This is a genomic window from Frateuria sp. GZRR33, from assembly GCF_051900425.1.
Lineage (GTDB): Bacteria > Pseudomonadota > Gammaproteobacteria > Xanthomonadales > Rhodanobacteraceae > Frateuria_A.
This window is the reverse complement of the sequence record NZ_JBHZGK010000008.1, coordinates 96,417-112,573: the sequence shown is the minus strand read 5'-3', so window position 1 is coordinate 112,573 and position 16,157 is coordinate 96,417. Positions and strand designations below refer to the sequence as shown.

12 protein-coding genes and 1 pseudogene are annotated in these 16,157 nt (G+C 67.7%); 10 read left to right on the top strand and 3 right to left on the bottom strand.

Annotation, left to right across the window (positions count from 1 at the left end):
• The first annotated feature begins 2 nt into the window (after positions 1–2).
• From tssF to ACFWZU_RS11840, 8 genes and pseudogenes are all read left to right on the top strand, one after another.
• Positions 3–1,886 (top strand): type VI secretion system baseplate subunit TssF, encoded by a 1,884-nt coding sequence (gene tssF / locus ACFWZU_RS11875; protein WP_439701719.1) that lies wholly within the window; start codon positions 3–5, stop codon positions 1,884–1,886.
• A complete protein-coding gene (gene tssG, locus ACFWZU_RS11870) occupies positions 1,850–2,872 on the top strand; it encodes a type VI secretion system baseplate subunit TssG (RefSeq protein WP_439701718.1) in 1,023 nt (340 codons plus the stop codon). The genes tssF and tssG overlap by 37 nt, the downstream gene beginning before the upstream one ends.
• A 70-nt stretch (positions 2,873–2,942) precedes the next feature.
• Positions 2,943–5,675 (top strand): type VI secretion system ATPase TssH, encoded by a 2,733-nt coding sequence (gene tssH, locus ACFWZU_RS11865; protein WP_439701717.1) that lies wholly within the window; start codon positions 2,943–2,945, stop codon positions 5,673–5,675.
• A gap of 96 nt (positions 5,676–5,771) precedes the next feature.
• The gene (locus ACFWZU_RS11860) at positions 5,772–6,878 is read left to right on the top strand and encodes a M35 family metallo-endopeptidase (protein ID WP_439701716.1); all 1,107 of its coding nucleotides are present in this window, start codon (positions 5,772–5,774) and stop codon (positions 6,876–6,878) included.
• 143 nt (positions 6,879–7,021) lie between these two features.
• Positions 7,022–7,399, top strand: a complete 378-nt coding sequence (locus ACFWZU_RS11855) for a hypothetical protein (RefSeq protein WP_439701715.1) — start codon at positions 7,022–7,024, stop codon at positions 7,397–7,399.
• A gap of 147 nt (positions 7,400–7,546) precedes the next feature.
• Positions 7,547–8,260: a hypothetical protein gene (locus ACFWZU_RS11850; protein WP_439701714.1), complete on the top strand. Its 714-nt coding sequence runs from the start codon at positions 7,547–7,549 to the stop codon at positions 8,258–8,260.
• Between the two features lie 554 nt (positions 8,261–8,814).
• Positions 8,815–9,145 (top strand): annotated as a pseudogene (locus tag ACFWZU_RS11845) (PAAR domain-containing protein).
• Complete coding sequence (locus ACFWZU_RS11840; protein ID WP_439701713.1) at positions 9,145–10,521, top strand: tetratricopeptide repeat protein; 1,377 nt, start codon at positions 9,145–9,147, stop codon at positions 10,519–10,521. Before ACFWZU_RS11845 ends, ACFWZU_RS11840 begins: the two are co-directional and overlap by 1 nt.
• Positions 10,522–10,554: 33 nt before the next feature.
• On the opposite strand, the gene ACFWZU_RS11835 is transcribed toward ACFWZU_RS11840, so the two are convergent.
• The 3 genes from ACFWZU_RS11835 to ACFWZU_RS11825 all read right to left on the bottom strand — a co-directional run bounded on the left by ACFWZU_RS11835 (position 10,555) and on the right by ACFWZU_RS11825 (position 13,133).
• The gene (locus ACFWZU_RS11835; RefSeq protein ID WP_439701712.1) at positions 10,555–11,049 is read right to left on the bottom strand and encodes a hypothetical protein; all 495 of its coding nucleotides are present in this window, start codon (positions 11,047–11,049) and stop codon (positions 10,555–10,557) included.
• Positions 11,050–11,253: 204 nt separating this feature from the next.
• On the bottom strand, positions 11,254–12,018 hold the full coding sequence (locus ACFWZU_RS11830) for a lysozyme inhibitor LprI family protein (protein WP_439701711.1): 765 nt from the start codon (positions 12,016–12,018) through the stop codon (positions 11,254–11,256).
• Positions 12,019–12,056: 38 nt separating this feature from the next.
• The gene (locus ACFWZU_RS11825; RefSeq protein WP_439701710.1) at positions 12,057–13,133 is read right to left on the bottom strand and encodes a hypothetical protein; all 1,077 of its coding nucleotides are present in this window, start codon (positions 13,131–13,133) and stop codon (positions 12,057–12,059) included.
• A gap of 442 nt (positions 13,134–13,575) precedes the next feature.
• On the opposite strand from ACFWZU_RS11825, the gene ACFWZU_RS11820 reads away from it, so the two are divergent.
• Both ACFWZU_RS11820 and ACFWZU_RS11815 read left to right on the top strand, forming a co-directional pair.
• Positions 13,576–15,600, top strand: coding sequence for a type VI secretion system Vgr family protein (locus ACFWZU_RS11820; RefSeq protein WP_439701709.1), 2,025 nt, complete (start codon positions 13,576–13,578; stop codon positions 15,598–15,600).
• Between the two features lie 11 nt (positions 15,601–15,611).
• Positions 15,612–16,154: a DUF6931 family protein gene (locus ACFWZU_RS11815; RefSeq protein WP_439701708.1), complete on the top strand. Its 543-nt coding sequence runs from the start codon at positions 15,612–15,614 to the stop codon at positions 16,152–16,154.
• Positions 16,155–16,157 lie beyond the last annotated feature (3 nt).

Sequence of the window (16,157 nt, the reverse complement as noted above, 5' to 3'; positions counted from 1 at the left end):
CCATGGACCCGCGCCTGCTCCGCTACTACAACCGCGAGCTGCAGCACGTACGCGAGATGGGCGGCGAGTTCGCGCGCGAGTACCCGAAGATCGCCGGCCGGCTTGGCCTGGAAGGCTTCGAGTGCGCCGATCCCTACGTCGAGCGCCTGCTCGAGGGCTTCGCCTTCCTCGCCGCGCGCGTGCAGCTCAAGCTCGACGCGCAGCAGCCGGTGTTCACCCAGCACCTGATGGAGATGGTCTACCCGCACTACCTCGCGCCCGTGCCGTCGATGGCGGTGGTCGAGATGGGGGCGGATCTCAAGGAAAGCGCGCTCGTCGCCGGCCATGTCGTGCCGCGGCACACCGCCCTGCGCAGCCTCACCGGTCGTGACGACCGCACCGCCTGCGAATACCGCACCGCGCACGACGTCACGCTGTGGCCGCTCAAGCTCACCGAGGCCAAGTACTTCGACACCCCGGCCGCGATCGCGGCGGCGGGTGTCTCCATCCCGGCCGATCGCACCGTTCGTGCCGGCCTGCGGCTGAAGTTCGCGGTGACCGCGGGCGCGCAGGCGAACCTGCTGGCGATGGACGAACTGCCGGTGTTCCTGGCCGGCGCCGATGAGCTTCCCAAGCGCCTGTACGAGCAACTGCTCGGCAACGCCGCCGGCGTGGTGGTGCGGGCCAGGGGCGAGGGCGGCATCGTCAGTACCTGGCTGGAGCCGGGCAGCATCAAGTCCAAGGGCTTCGACGACGCCGAGGGAATGATTCCCTACAGTGGTCGCTCCTTCAGTGGCTACCGGCTGCTGCAGGAATATTTCGCCTGCCCCGAGCGTTTCCTGTTCGCGGTATTCACTGGCCTGCGCCAGGCGCTCGCCCGCGCGCAGGGCCACGAGTTCGAGATCGTCGTGCTGTTCGACCGCAGCGTCAGCCGCCTGCACAACGCGGTGGACGCGGGCAACTTCCGGCTGTTCTGCACGCCGGCGGTGAACCTGTTCCCGCGCCGCGCCGACCGCATCCACCTTCAGCAGGGCCGCACCGAATACCACGTGCTCGCCGACCGCACGCGGCCGATGGATTTCGAGATCCACTCGATCGGCAACGTCGAGGGCTTCGGCGACAGCCAGGAGCCGGAGCAGCGCTTCCAGCCGTTCTACGGTTGCGACGAGCGCACCTGGCAGGCCGGCCACGGTGCGTTCTACACGGTTCGGCGCGAGCCGCGTCAGCTTTCGGCGCGGCAGAAGCTGCAGGGCGCGCGCTCCAGTTACGTCGGCAGCGAACTGTTCATCGCGCTGGTCGACGCCAGCGAGGCGCCGTACTCCAGCCGCCTGCGCCAGGTCGGCATGCAGCTGATGTGCACCAACCGCGACCTGCCGCTGCAGATGCCGGTCGGCAAGTCGCATACCGATTTCACCCTGGACATCGGCGCGCCGGTCGAGTCGGTGCGCTGCGTCGCCGGACCGACCAAGCCACGCGCGGCGGTCGCCGGCGGCGAGACCGCCTGGCGGCTGCTCAGCCACCTGCAGCTCAACTACGTCTCGTTGCTGGGCGAGGGCAACGCCGACGGCGCGGCCGCGCTGCGCGAGATGCTCACGCTCTACTGCGACGAGTTCGACTCGGCCGCGCGGCGGCAGATCGACGGCATCAAGGCGGTGGGCTCGCAGCCGATCGTGCGGCGCATCCCCGTACCGGGCCCGATCAGCTTCGGGCGCGGAATGGAAATCACCCTGACCTGCGACGAGGGCGCCTTCGAAGGCACCGGCGCGTTCCTGCTCGGCTCGGTGATGCAGCACTTTTTCGCGCGCTACGTCTCGGTCAATTCGTTCACCGAAACGGTCCTGCGCACCCTGGAACGCAACGAGGTCGCCCGATGGCCGGCACGGCTGGGCTCGCGCCAGACGCTGTAGCGCTCGAGCGTGCGCTCGAGGAGCGGCCGGGGGACTTCGATTTCTTCGAGGCGATCCGGCAGCTCGAGTGCGCGCACCCGACGCGGCCGCGGCTGGGTGAGTCGACGAAGCCTTCCGAGGACTTCGTGCGCCTGTGCCAGACGCCGTCGCTGGCGTTCGCGCCGAGCAGCATCGGCGACTACCAGCCCGCGGCGGGCGGTCGCCCGGCGCGCATGCGCGCGCTGTTCTTCGGCCTGTTCGGCCCGAATGCGCCGCTGCCGCTGCACCTGACCGAATACGCGATCGACCGAGAACGCAACGCACGCGACACCACCCTGATCGCCTTCGCGGACGTCTTCCACCACCGCATGGCGAGCCTGTTCTACCGCGCGTGGGCCAATTCGCAGCCGACCGTGCAGGCCGACCGCCCGGCGCAGGACCGCTTCCGCCTCTACACCGGCGCGCTGGTCGGCATCGCCACGCCGGGGCTGGAAGGCCGCGATGCGCTGCCGGACGACTTCAAGCGCTTCTTTGCCGGCCAGTTCCTGGGCCAGACGCGCCATCCGGAAGGCCTGCGCAGCCTGTTGCAGCAGTTCTTCGCCATTCCCGTGCGCGTGGTCGAGTTCGTGGCCGAGTGGATGCGCCTGCCAAGCGAGGCCTACCTGCGGCTGGGCCGCTCGACCGAGGTGGCCTGCCTGGGCCGCACCGCCGTCATCGGCGCGAACGTGTGGGGCGCGCAGCAGCGCTTCCGCCTGCGCCTCGGGCCGCTCAGGCGCAACCAGTTCGAGCATTTCCTGCCCGGCGGCGACGCGCTGGCGCAGCTGGTGGCGGCCGTGCGCAGCTACATCGGCGACGAGAAAGCCTGGGACGTGCAGCTGGTCCTGGCGCACGACCAGGTGCCGGCAACCCGGCTGGGGCAGGGCGGTCGGCTGGGGCTCACGACCTGGCTGGGGCAGCGCGCCGCGCGAACCGATGCCGACGACGTCGTACTGAAACCGGTGGGCTGACGCCCGCCATACCGAACACCACACCGGGCCGCCAGGCGGGCCGGAAGCAAACGCGAAGGGAAGACAAGTCATGGCCGAGATCAGTCGCAGCGCCCTGTTCGGGAAACTCAACAAGCTTGCCTACCGGGGCATCGAAAGCGCCACCGTGTTCTGCAAGCTGCGCGGCAATCCCTACGTGGAGCTGGTGCACTGGATCCACCAGATCCTGCAACTGCAGGACTCGGACCTGCATCGCATCGTCAAGCAGTTCAACATCAATCCGTCCAACCTCGCGCGCGACGTCACCGACGCGCTGGACAAGCTGCCGCGAGGCTCGACCACGATCACGGACCTGTCTTCCAACGTCGAGGAAGCGGTCGAGCGCGGGTGGGTGTTCGCCACCCTGATGTTCGGCGAGGCACAGGTGCGCACCGGGTACCTGATCGTCGGCGTGGTGCGCACGCGCCACCTGCGCAACGCGCTGGTCGCGATCTCGCCCGAGTTCGAGAAGATCAAGCCCGAGACGCTGGTGGAGAAGTTCGCCGAAGTGGTGGCCGGCTCGCCCGAGGACGGCCAGAGCGCCAGCGACGGCTTCAAGATGGGCGGTGCGGTGCCGGGTGAGGCCAGCGGCGCGATGGGCCCGGCCCAGATGGGCAAGCAGGAGGCGCTCAAGCAGTTCACCGTCGACCTCACCGAACAGGCGCGCAGCGGCAAGATCGACCCGATCGTTGGCCGCGACGAGGAGATCCGCCAGGTCGTCGACATCCTGATGCGCCGCCGCCAGAACAACCCGATGCTGGTCGGCGAAGCGGGCGTGGGCAAGACCGCGGTGGTCGAAGGCTTCGCACTGCGCATCGCCCAGGGCGACGTGCCGCCGCAGCTCAAGGACGTGGAGCTGCGCACGCTGGACGTGGGCCTGCTGCAGGCAGGCGCCAGCATGAAGGGCGAGTTCGAGAACCGCCTTCGCCAGGTGATCGAGGAAGTGCAGTCCTCGCCGAAGCCGATCATCCTGTTCATCGACGAGGCGCACACCCTGGTCGGCGCCGGCGGCGCGGCCGGTACCGGCGATGCCGCCAACCTGCTCAAGCCGGCGCTGGCCCGCGGCAACCTGCGCACGGTCGGCGCGACCACCTGGGCCGAGTACAAGAAGCACATCGAGAAGGACCCCGCGCTGACCCGCCGCTTCCAGACCGTACAAGTCGACGAGCCGAGCGAGGAGAAGGGCATCCTGATGATGCGCGGCGTCGCCAGCGTGATGGAGAAGCACCACCGCGTGCAGATCCTGGACGAGGCGCTGGAGGCCGCGGTCAAGCTCTCGCACCGCTACATTCCCGCCCGCCAGTTGCCCGACAAGGCGGTGAGCCTGCTCGACACCGCCTGCGCCCGCGTGGCCATCAGCCAGCACGCGGTGCCGCCGGAAGTGGACGACACCCGCAAGCGCATCCAGGCGCTGGAGACGGAGCTGGCGATCATCGCCCGCGAGAAGACCGTCGGCGTGGACGTGGCCGAGCGCGAGGCTTCGGCCGGCGAGAAGCTCGCCGTGGCCAAGGCCCGGCTGGAGACGCTGGAGGTCAACTGGCAGGTCGAGAAGGGCCTGGTCGAGAAGATCCTCGCCATCCGCGCCCGCCTGCGCGGTGACGCCGCGCCCGTCGAAGGCACCGGCAGCGCGCTGGAGCAGGCGGCCGAAGCCGAGGCCGGCGCCGTCGCCGTGGCCAGCGCCGCGCTGACCGACGCCGAACGCGCCGCCGCGCTCGAGGAGCTGAAGGCCCTGCAGGCCCAGCTCACCGAACTGCAGGGCGAGAGCCCGCTGATCCTGCCCACCGTCGACTACGTGGCGGTCGGCTCGGTCGTTTCGGACTGGACCGGCATTCCGGTCGGCCGCATGGTCAAGAGCGAGCTCGAGATCGTCATGAACCTGGCCGGCCTGATGGGCAAGCGCGTGATCGGCCAGGACCACGCGATGGAGATGATCGCCAAGCGCATCCAGACCAGCCGCGCGGGCCTGGACAACCCGAACAAGCCGATCGGCGTGTTCATGCTGGCCGGCACCTCGGGCGTGGGCAAGACCGAGACCGCGCTGGCGCTCGCCGAAGCGCTCTACGGCGGCGAGCAGAACATCATCACCATCAACATGAGCGAGTTCCAGGAAGCGCACACCGTTTCCACGCTCAAGGGCGCGCCCCCGGGCTACGTCGGCTACGGCGAGGGCGGCGTGCTGACCGAGGCGGTGCGTCGCAAGCCCTACTCGGTCGTGCTGCTGGACGAGGTCGAAAAGGCGCACCCGGACGTGCACGAGATCTTCTTCCAGGTGTTCGACAAGGGCGTCATGGAGGACGGCGAGGGTCGCCAGATCGACTTCAAGAACACCCTGATCCTGCTGACCACCAACGCCGGCACCGACCTGATCGCCGGACTCTGCAAGGACCCGGAGCTGATGCCCGAACCGGAGGGCATCGCCAAGGCGCTGCGCGAGCCGCTGCTGAAGGTGTTCCCGCCGGCGCTGCTCGGCCGCCTGGTCACCATCCCGTACTACCCGCTCAGCGAGACCATGCTCGGCGAGATCGTCAAGCTGCAGCTGGGACGCATCAAGAAGCGCATCGAGGCGCGCTACCGCATCCCGTTCGAATACGACGACGAGGTGGTCAAGCTGGTCGTCAGCCGCTGCACCGAGAGCGAGTCGGGCGGCCGCATGATCGATGCGATCCTGACCAACACCATGCTGCCGGACATCTCGCGCGAGTTCCTCAATCGCATGATCGAAGGCAAGCCGATCGAGCAGGCGCGCGTGGGTGCGCAGGACGGCAACTTCTCCTACACCTTCTAGGCATGGGCGGCGGATCTGCGGATTGCCGCTCGGCGAACCTCTCCACAACCGGGTCGTAACTGGGCTCCACCGGCAACAAGCATCGGCGAACAGGACATGGTCGACTGGAACAAGAAGTTCATTACCGAATACCGCGCCGCGAGAACCGCGATCGGCAAGACGGCCAGCTTCGAACGGAGCTGGCAGCCGCTGGTGGTCAAGCTTGGAAAACTGATGGGTGCGGAGGGGTTCGAAGCCAGCGAGGAGACAGCGCTGGGCGAGCTGCGCAGCAGTCTGACCAAGGGGCCCAGCCAGACGCGGGTCGCCGAGGAAAAGGGCATGCTCCAGGCCGCCGCCGGCTGGAACGACAGCGATGCCGGCCTGATCGACCAGGACACCCGGCGCCGCGCGGCAAGCCTGAAATTCCTTCGCCACGTCTACCTGCAGAACAAGGCCGGCAACCGCAGGGTCTGGGTGTTTTCGCTGCCGACGAATTTCACCGACTGGCCGAGCGCTTACCTCGACACGCATGCGCCCACGGTGGGGCATGCCAAGCAGTGTCTGGCCGGACAGAACGAGCACTTTTCCGACCAGGAGCGCCGATATCTCGGCAACTCGACGCAGCAGGCGCTTGCCTGGTGCCAAAAGGCCGGGATGGTGCTCGCGGGTGCGGCATCGTCCAGCGGATCGGCGGCAAAGCACGCCGAGTCACGCGCCATGGTAAAGCGATGGTTCGCCGAACCGGGCCTGGCCGATGCCGCACTCGACAATCACATCGCGACCCTGGCGAGCGGCTTCAAGAAGATCATCGGCATGTTGAACAAGGGGCGCTTCGTGGTGACCGACTGGGTGCCCTTCCGTGGTACCAGCGACGCCGACGAAGCCGCATTCCTGGCCTCCGAAGCGTTTACCTTCCGCAACGGCGCCGAAGGCATGGACGTGGTCTACATTGAAAGCAACTTCTTCACCGATGATCCGGGCGGCGTGGTCCACGGCCAGGCCAACTGGACCCGGATCATCGTGCATGAGTTGTCGCACCTGGCATGCGGCACGCTCGACGTGAAGAATGGCCAGGACCGGTACGCCTGGTACGGCATCGGGCCCCACGCCGGCTATCCGGCATCCGACTGCGTGCGCAACGCGGACAACTGGGCGTTCTTCGCAGCCGACTGCGGCAACGCGCTGTCCGATGCGGAGCGCAACCACGCGCTGAAGATCATATGAGCGTGCGCACGTCCCGTAGCCGGGGGGCGCGCGCGTTCTCCCTGCCGGCATGTATCGCGGGGCTTGTGCTGGCCGTCTCGGCATGCACATCCCATCCGGCCACCATGCCGCCCGGCCCACCATCCAACGACAAGGCACCGACCATGAACGACGACATGCCCAGCCCAAGCCGCCCGTCTCCGCCCGCGGTCGCGCCTATCGTCCACAACGGCGTGCGCTATGAGCAGGACATGCAGAGCTACCGCCATGGCGGCACCCAGTCCGGTGGTTACCTGGTGGCCATCGACCAGGCCACCGGGGAGCGCCTGTGGATGCTCAAGGTGTATGAGGTGCCCAGCCAGGATGCCGCGGGCGTGAGCACGCCAGGGCGCTACTTCAAGAGCATGCGGCTGCTCCCGGACGGCGGGCGGGTCGAGATCGAGAGCGAAGTCGGCGGGAGATACGTGGTCGACCTGCAGAAGCGCACCTCGACGTGGATGAGTGGACCGGATTCGGTCCACAAGGCGCGCGACGCGGAATGAAGTGACTCAACGGTCGCCGCGGGGGACCGGGGACGACCTGCGGAAGCTCGCGCAAGCGCCTGCCGGATGAGGGCCTCTTGGGGGCATGCGGCGGACGCTGAGCGATCAACAGACATTTTGGCCATTGATGACAGATGAGGTGACAGCGTGGCGATCCTGGTCTTGTGGGATGACGACGACCACCGGAAACGGGCTGAGCTTCTTGCCCAGACCTACAACGGCGTGGCGCATAAAATCTCGGACACCGTGCCGGTACAGGTTCCGGGCGTGACAACGATCTCCTTCTGGGGGCACGGCGATGCGGCGAGCTTCTGCCACAAGTCCCCGCAGGAGTTCCTCGATGTGGTTTCGGCCTGGAAAAAGGTCAATCCGCAGATCGACACCGTCGAGATGATTTCCTGCAATCTGCGGCACCGGCAGGGGACGCGGCCGGACTCCTATACGACCCAGGTCGTCACCAGGCTGAAGAGGAAGCATGCCGGCATCGTCTTCAAGGCATTTCCGGTTGCGGTCACCAAGCTCGGCGTTCCCAGCGAAAACTCGATCCTCAAATGGCATCCCGGTTCGCAGACGTGGGCCTATGTCGGCACGCCCGGCAAGGACGACAGGTACATGTTCGCAACCTGCCGCATGGTCGAGGACCACATGCCGCCGCGCGGAGTGCACGCGGGCTATGTGAGGGCCCACAACACCATGCGGGGCGCGAACTATTTCGAGACGCACAAGTTTGGCAAGGACGCGCTTGGCAGCATCGTTCCCGAAGCGTGTTCACTCCGGCATGTCCTGTGCGTCGCCAACAACGCGAGCGTCATGAGCGGGACGATCGGCACGCTGCGCTGGGCGTTGACGGAGATCAAGTAGCGGCGCGTCCTCACGGACAGCTCGGATCGAGGGCAACGAAAGGCCACGGCTGCCTGGCCTTTTTGCGGCGATGCATGGGACATCGGCCGAAAAGGTCAGGCATCTGCCGGACGAAGCGCGGGACGTGTGCGAAATCTTCCAAGGCACAGGCTGCGGCGCCAGCCAGAGCAGCACGACACATGCGAGATACCTCGGCCATGTGCGCGTGCGCGGTCGGCAGCGACGGGACAATGCGGTTGACCGACAACGATCCGAAGCACGCGGCGGTGGGGCGCGATCGCCGACGACTGGGCCACCCTCGCCGAGGAATGGGCCAATGCACCCGTTCAGCCAGAGGAAGCGGCTGTATCGCGCGTTCGACCCGACCGGCGCCACTGGCGACGGTTTCGACGCGTACGCCAAAGGTCCCGTGACCGGATTGGCAGGGCTTTTACGGATTCACCTATAGGCGACGCCGGCCGGCCCGGCAGGCGTCCCGTCATCAGGGCAGTGCCGCCGTTCCCGGGCGACTGCAGCCTGGCGCCGTTCGATGGCGCCGGTGCGCTGGATGACTCATGCAACGTCGGGCCCTAGCCAAGCATTATCCGAGGATTCCGCATGCAGCCGGCCGCCCGACTTACCGACATGCACGTCTGCCCGATGGTCACCGGGGTGGTCCCCCATGTGGGTGGCCCGATCGCGGCACCAGGGGCACCGAAGGTGTTGATCGGCGGACTTCCGGCCGCGCGCATGGGCGACATGGCCACCTGCGTGGGGCCGCCGGACAGCATCGTTCTGGGATCACCCAAAGTCCTGATCGGCGGCCAGCCGGCCGCGCGCATGGGCGACAGCTGTGCGCACGGCGGCACGATCGTGCTCGGTTGCTTCACGGTGCTGATCGGCTGATGGCGATGCGTACCGTGCTCCCGCAGAACGTGGCATTGCGCCGTTCCGTGCGCGACTTTGCCGGCGTACTCCAGCAGGCGCTTTGTGCGCACCAGGCAGACGACCTGGAGACTGCCGAGCGGCTCTACCGCGAGGTGCTCGACCTGCGGGCCGCGCAGCCCGACGCGCTGCATTACCTGGGCGTGCTATGCCACCAGCAGGGGCGCAGCGACGAGGGCGTGGAACTCATCCGCACCGCGCTGAAGATCACGCCGCGTCACCCGGACGCCCACAACAACCTGGGCAACATCCACAAGGAGTGCGGCCGGCCGGCCGAGGCAGAAGCCTGCTACCGCCACGCACTGGCATGCGCCCCCGACCACCACAACGCGCAAGGCAACCTGGCGGTGGTGCTGGAGGTGCAGGAGCGTCTGGACGAGGCGTTCGAAGCTTACGGCGCGCTGCTCGCGCAGGCCCCGGACGACGCGCGGGGCCACTATCTGATGGGCCTGTTCCTGCGCAACCACGCGCAGAGCATGGAGCACCTGGAGCAGTCGGCCGAGTGCTTCCGCCGCGCTTTCGCGGTCGATCCGCGCAGCCTGCGTGCGCTGGAGGCGCTTGGCGTAACGCTGTATGCCCTCAAGCGTCACGACGAGGCCCGCCAGGTCTACCGCGACTGGCTCGCACGCGAGCCGGACAACCCGGTGCCACGCCACATGCTGGCCGCCTGCGGTGGCGCCGAAGCGCCCTCGCGGGCCGACGATGCCTATGTGCGCGAACTGTTCGACGGCTTTGCCGACAGCTTCGACGAACAACTGCTCAAGAACCTCGACTACCGCGCGCCGCAGGTGCTCGCCGCGGCGTTGGGCGAGGTGCTCCGCCCGGCGGATGGGACACTGGACGTGCTCGACGCCGGTTGCGGCACGGGCCTGTGCGCGCCGCTGGTCCGGGCCCACGCACGAAACCTGGTCGGTGTGGACCTCTCAGGCGGCATGGTCGAGAAGGCGCGCCTGCGTGGCGGTTACGACGATCTGGAAGTGGCCGAACTGACCAGCTACCTGCAGGCCCACCCCGACGCCTATGACCTCGTGCTGTCGGCCGACACGCTGGTGTACTTCGGCCGGCTGGAAGATGTGCTGGCCGCCGCCCACGCGGCGCTTCGTCCCGATGGCTGGCTCGGCTTCACGCTCGAGGCCATGGAGGGCGGCACGGCGGACCTTGAGATCACGCCCAGCGGGCGGTATCGCCACGCCCGCCGTTATGTCGAAGACGTGCTGGCCTCCCGTGGCTTCCGCGACGTGCGCATCCAGGGCGATACGCTGCGCCGCGAGGCGGGCCATGCGGTCGCCGGCTGGGTCGTGCTGGCGCAACGCCCGTCCGACGCCCTGGCGTCATAGTCCGATCGCCCGTGGTGCACCAGGCGCTGCAACTCAGGGGCAGTTGCCGCCATTGAGCGCGTTGTCGGCATCACAGCGCAGGCTCCCGCCCAGCGTCTCCAGTCGGCCGTGGATGGCACCGGCGCACGCGACCTCATGCTCGCGGCCGTCGGCGGTGGTCACGCGCACTCCGGCCGCGCGCCGGCCGTCCTCGGTCTCATCGAACACCGCGTAGTCGACATCCACGCGCGTGAAGCCGACCTCGGTGCGTGCGACCTGGAAGCGGGTGTAGTGCGCATAGCCCAGTTGCCGCGCGCCCTGGCTGGCGTCCCGCGGAAACGCCAGTTCCAGCTTGGATGCCTTGCCGTAGCGGTACTGCAGTGCGGCCGGCACGTTGCCGCACAGGCTGATGGTCTTGCCGCTCGAAGCGGTGCAGCTGAAGTAGGTCGTTTCGCCGGCGTGGCAAAGGCCCTCGGCGTGCGAAGTGGCCGGGCTCGCGCAGGCACCGGCCAGCAGGCAGGCGAATACCGTGGCAAGTAGGCGTCGCACGGTGGAGATCTCCTGAGGGGGCGTCGGACACGAAGCGAGGATGGGAGCGGGATGGCCCGGGGGGGGCATCCCATCGCGCAAGCGCTGACCGTCAGCCCGGACGAAGGTGCCGGGAAGGCGACTTCCCGTTGCTTGAGGTCTTGCCGGCAAAGCGCGTCAGCAGGGCATGGGCCGTCCGGCAGGTTCCCGTGCCCGTGGCGCGCTTCATTGCTGCATGAGCTCCTCGGTGCGGTCGCGCATGCTGTCGGCAAGGCACTGGGCATCCGTGCCACACGCGTCGCGCGAAGCGACCCACTGCCGCTGCGCCTGGCGCAGGGCAGGGGCGTCGTCGCCCGCCCGTTCGAGCGCGAACCGATAGGCGGCCGCCACGCTGCGGTCGTACGCGGCAAGCGTCGCCGATGCACATAGGGTCTGCTCGGCGGGACGCTTCGCCTTCGCGCAGGCGAACGACGCGCGTACGGGCTGCCGGCCTTCCACCTTGCGCAGCACCAGCACGTAACCGCTACCGTCGTAGTTCGTCAGCAACCGGTCATCGGACGTGGCCACCAGCCATGCGCCATTCCAGGGCGACGAGTCGGGCGTGCAGTGGACTTCCAGCGGTGACACCGACGCGTTGTCAGGCGGGATGCCGAAATCCGCCAGGGTCGGTTGCACCGGCGTGTCGAAGGACTCCGGACGGGCAAGGCGCTCGCCGATGAAACGCTGCAGCTTGACGACCGGCAGCGCGGTAACGGCCGGGTCGGCGCAGGGGTGCGAGCCGTCGTCGAGCCGGATGCCCGCGTCGTCGACGTCGAGCTGGCGGCCGAGCAGGCGAGGGTCGTCGGGGAAGTACTGCCAGTGGGGCTGGTCCCGATGATCGACCGCGACCTGGACCACCTCCCAGTGCCCCTGCAGGGCGGTTGGGACTTGGGCGGCGGCAGCCTGCACCAGGACGCAGCAAGCGATGCTCGATCCGAGCAGGCGCAGCAATGAGCGGTGTCGTTTCGAATGGCGCATGGATGGGTCGCTCACGGTTTTGCAGCCAACAGGATCGCTTCGAACTGCCGCGCGATGCCGGCGATGTCCGCCGCATGGTCGACGCCGTTCACCATGTGACGGGCGCCGACGTAGTCGGTTGTGGCGCCATGGAAATAGCGCGCGAATTTCCTTCCGTTGGCAAAGCTCTTGCCCGTCAGCATGCCGTGCGCCATGACCTTGTAGGCGATCGTGGGCTGCAGCACGTCGTCCGGATGCAGCAGGAGCCGGAGCCCCAGGTTCAGGTCGGCGCTGACCTGGGCGTAGTTCGACCACCACGTCAGTTGCACGTAGCCGCGGCCGTAGTAGGCCAGCTCGTTGCCATCATCGTCGTTGTAGGCGGTCACGGCTTTCCGGGTTGGCGCCGCGCCCTGCCTGGCGCCCCGGGCCATCGGCTTGAACCTGCCCTCGGCGGTGACGGTGAACTGGTCGCCGTCCTGCTCGGTGATGCGCGCCTCTCCCGTCGGGAGCGATGCCACCTTCACCGGCAGGAAGTAGTTGCGATGCGCGCCGTGGCCGACTTCCTCCACCGGCGACATGGTGATCGCCCAGCGCTTGCGCGAACGCACCAGGGGCTTGCCGTCCTTGCCGACCATCGGTTTGTGGTGCTTGTCCAGCACCGGCACCGTTTCCTTTTTCAGCGACGTGGTTTCCCAGTACGCCGTGGCGAGCATGTAGGCCGTCCAGCGCACGTCGGTGATCCGCGTGTCGTCCTCGATGAAGCCGACCAGCAACTCGAGCTGCGGAATAGCGGCCGCATCGAAGTGCGGCGATTTGCCGAATTCGCGGACGAAGCCCTCGCGCAACTTGATACGGTCGAACTTCCCCTGCCACCCATAAAGGGCGGTGGCGGCGTTGTCGGCCGCCACTTGCGCAGCCGATCTGCCAGGGGCGCGCGGTGTGGGCTTGGCGCCCCGGGCATGCGGTTGATGGCCGCCGCCCTGGGCGTGACGCTGGCCCGGCAGCGCCTGCTGCGAGATGGCGCCCGGAGCCGTCGGGTGAGCGTTGCGGTGGTGGCGCATGGGTTCCTTCCGGTGATGGGTCGCACCGGTCCGATCGGTGGCGCGCATGCTGATTCTAGACGCGTCCGGCCCTGTACGTGCGCGCGTGACGGCATGCCCGATACCTCGGTGTCCGCCTGCCGGGAAGCCGGGGAAAAGCCCGCGCACATGGCAAACAATGGCTTTCCGAACAAATGGTTGGCGGTTGCTCTGCCGGTATCGAAGCGGCATGACCTGAAATGCTCCCGGTTTACGCACTAAGAACCATGGGGACTCCCTGCGGGTGCCGCAGGGCCTCGTGGTGTTATGGGCGCAAACCCCTGGCAACGGGTTGTGCGTGCATCGGTCTGGCTCAAAGGGGGCTTCGGATGCGTATCGACTGTGCTTGCGGCGGCGGACCTGTCCGCGCCGTGGCAGTGGCGTGGCGGTGCTTGGGCGCCCGCTTCAGTCCGGCCTGCGCGTCGGGCACGGCTCCCTTGGCGCTCGACCGCGGGTTTTCGAGGGACTGGACATGACCTACCGCATGACGATGACGTCGTCGCTCGGCGACAAGCTCACGGCGGCGAGCCTTACCGGCAGCGAACAGTTGGGGCGGCTGTTTTCCTACCAGCTGAAGATGTGGAGCGAGGACAACGGCATCGATCTGCTCGCGCTGCTCGGTAGTTCGATCACGGTGACCTACGCGGACGGCGACTACACGCGCCACGTCAACGGCATCGTGTCCGAAGCGTCCCAAAGCGGCTTCGAGAGCTTCCAGGGCAAGTCCTACGCCGCCTATTCGGTGACGCTCGTTCCCAAGCCCTGGCTGCTGCTGAACAAGGTCGATTGCCGGATCTACCTGAACCAGTCCGTGCCCGACATCGTCAAGGCGGTGCTTTCGGAAATCGGCTACAGCGACATCAAGCTCGAACTCACTGCGAGCTACACGGCGCGCGAGTACTGCGTGCAGTACCGCGAGGACTACTTCAACTTCATCAGCCGTTTGATGGAGCAGGAAGGCATCTACTACTTCTTCCGGCATGCCGACGGCGTGCACACCCTGGTGCTGGCCGACTCGCTGGGGGCGCACGCCGCGACCGACGGGTTCGCCACGCTGCCGTACCTGCCGCAGGCCGGGGAAAGCGGATCGTCGCACGAGACCGCGGTCACCGAGTTCTCGCCGCAGCGCTCGGTGCAGACGCTTAAGTACTCGCTGACCGACTACGATCCGCTGAAGCCGAAGGCCTCCTTGCTCGGCGTCGAGTCGGCCAGCAACGCCGACGGCAACCACTCGATGTCCGACCTGGAGTCGTTCGACTATCCGGGCGAGCACGATACCGGCGACGCCGGCAAGCACTACGCGCAGGTCCGCGTCGAAGCGATCAACGCCACGCAGTCCCAGTTCTCCGGCGCCACCAACGCCGGCGGCCTGCTTACCGGGGCGTTGTTCAAGCTGAGCGGCTTCCCGCAGGACAAGCTCAACCAGGAATACCTGGTGGCCGGCTCCACCATCCACATCGCAAACCCGACCCAGGGCGGGGAGGGTGAGGAGCTGGCCTGCAACTTCACCGCCATCCCGAGCAAGCAGCCCTTCCGCACCATGCCGATGGCGGTAAAGCCGATGGTGGTCGGCCTGCAGACGGCGGTCGTGACCGGCAGCGACACCGCCGAAGACATCTCGGTGGACAAGTACGGCCGGATCCAGGTCACCTTCCACTGGAACAAGCCCGACAAGAAGAACGCGCAAAGTTCCTGTCCGGTGCGGGTGGCATCGGCCTGGGCCGGCAAGAACTGGGGCGCGGTGAGCATCCCGCGCATCGGCCAGGAAGTGGTGGTCAGCTTCCTGGAAGGCGACCCGGACCGGCCGCTGGTGATCGGCAGCGTCTACAACGCCGACAACATGCCGCCCTACACGCTGCCGGACAACAAGACCCAGAGCGGCATCAAGAGCCGCAGCCTGCTCGGCGGCACCGCGGACTTCAACGAGCTGCGCTTCGAGGACAAGAAGGGCGAGGAGGACTTCTTCATCCACGCCCAGAAGGACATGCACGAAGAGGTCGAGAACGACCACGTGGTAACCATCGACCACGACGAGACGGTGACGGTCAAGCACGACCAGACGCTCACCGTCGAGAACGACCAGACCGAGACGATCAAGCACGACCGCAAGGTCACCGTGCAGAACGACGACAAGCTGGACGTCACCAACAACGGCACCACCAGCATCGGCCAGAAGTTCAAGCTCTCGGCGGGTACCGAGATCGAACTGGTCACCGGCGCCTCGAGCATCGTGCTCAAGAGTTCCGGCGACATCGAGATCAAGGGCGTCAACATCAAGATCACCGGCAGTGTCGGCGTGAAGGTGGAGGGGCAGGTCGAGGTCGGCGTGAAGGCCGGCGCCACCATGGACCTGGGCGCCGGCGCCAGCCTGAAGGTGCATTCGGACGCGATGGTCGAAGTCGCCGGCAGCGCCATGGCCACCGTCAAGGCACCCATGCTCACGCTCAAGGGCGACGGCATGAACCAGGTGTCCGGTGGCGTGGTGATGATCGGGTAAGGGAGAACGCCATGTCGATCGTCATTCAAGCGGCCGAACAGATGGAGCTGGGTGCGCCCGCCCGCGCCCGGCTGGAACCAGGCATGGGCCCGCGCGAGGCCGTGCAGGCGCTGATCGAGGGCGGCGATGCGCCGGACGCGCTGAAGCTGCTCGCACGCCTGCTGCCCAAGCGTTACGCCGTGGCCTGGGCCTGCCAGTGCGCGCGCGACGCGGCGCTGCCGCTGGCCGACCGCGCAGGTGCCGCGCTCGCCGAGCAGTGGGTGCGCGAGCCGGAGGAGGCCAACCGCCGCGCCGCGTTCGAGTTCGCCAACGCGGGTGGCTACCAGACCGTCGGCGCCTGGCTGGCGGCCTGTGCCGGCTGGTCCGGCGGCAGCCTGGCGCCGGCGACCCAGGAAACCCCGGTACCGCCGGCCGAGCACCTGACCGCCTGCGCCGTGGTCGCGGCGATCAACCTGATGGCCGGGCTCGAGCCCGAACGCTTCGAGCAGCGCCGCGCCGGCTTCATGGCCCGCGCCATGAGCCTGCTCGGCGCCGGCGAAACACAGACCAGCTGAGGA

What these genes read in the sequence shown, in the direction of transcription:
- tssF (WP_439701719.1), top strand. Translation starts at nt 3, where the DNA reads ATGGACCCGCGCCTGCTCCGCTACTACAACCGCGAGCTGCAGCACGTA.
- tssG (WP_439701718.1), top strand. Translation starts at nt 1,850, where the DNA reads ATGGCCGGCACGGCTGGGCTCGCGCCAGACGCTGTAGCGCTCGAGCGT.
- tssH (WP_439701717.1), top strand. Translation starts at nt 2,943, where the DNA reads ATGGCCGAGATCAGTCGCAGCGCCCTGTTCGGGAAACTCAACAAGCTT.
- ACFWZU_RS11860 (WP_439701716.1), top strand. Translation starts at nt 5,772, where the DNA reads ATGGTCGACTGGAACAAGAAGTTCATTACCGAATACCGCGCCGCGAGA.
- ACFWZU_RS11855 (WP_439701715.1), top strand. Translation starts at nt 7,022, where the DNA reads ATGAACGACGACATGCCCAGCCCAAGCCGCCCGTCTCCGCCCGCGGTC.
- ACFWZU_RS11840 (WP_439701713.1), top strand. Translation starts at nt 9,145, where the DNA reads ATGGCGATGCGTACCGTGCTCCCGCAGAACGTGGCATTGCGCCGTTCC.
- ACFWZU_RS11825 (WP_439701710.1), bottom strand. Translation starts at nt 13,133, where the DNA reads ATGCGCGCCACCGATCGGACCGGTGCGACCCATCACCGGAAGGAACCC.
- ACFWZU_RS11820 (WP_439701709.1), top strand. Translation starts at nt 13,576, where the DNA reads ATGACCTACCGCATGACGATGACGTCGTCGCTCGGCGACAAGCTCACG.
- ACFWZU_RS11815 (WP_439701708.1), top strand. Translation starts at nt 15,612, where the DNA reads ATGTCGATCGTCATTCAAGCGGCCGAACAGATGGAGCTGGGTGCGCCC.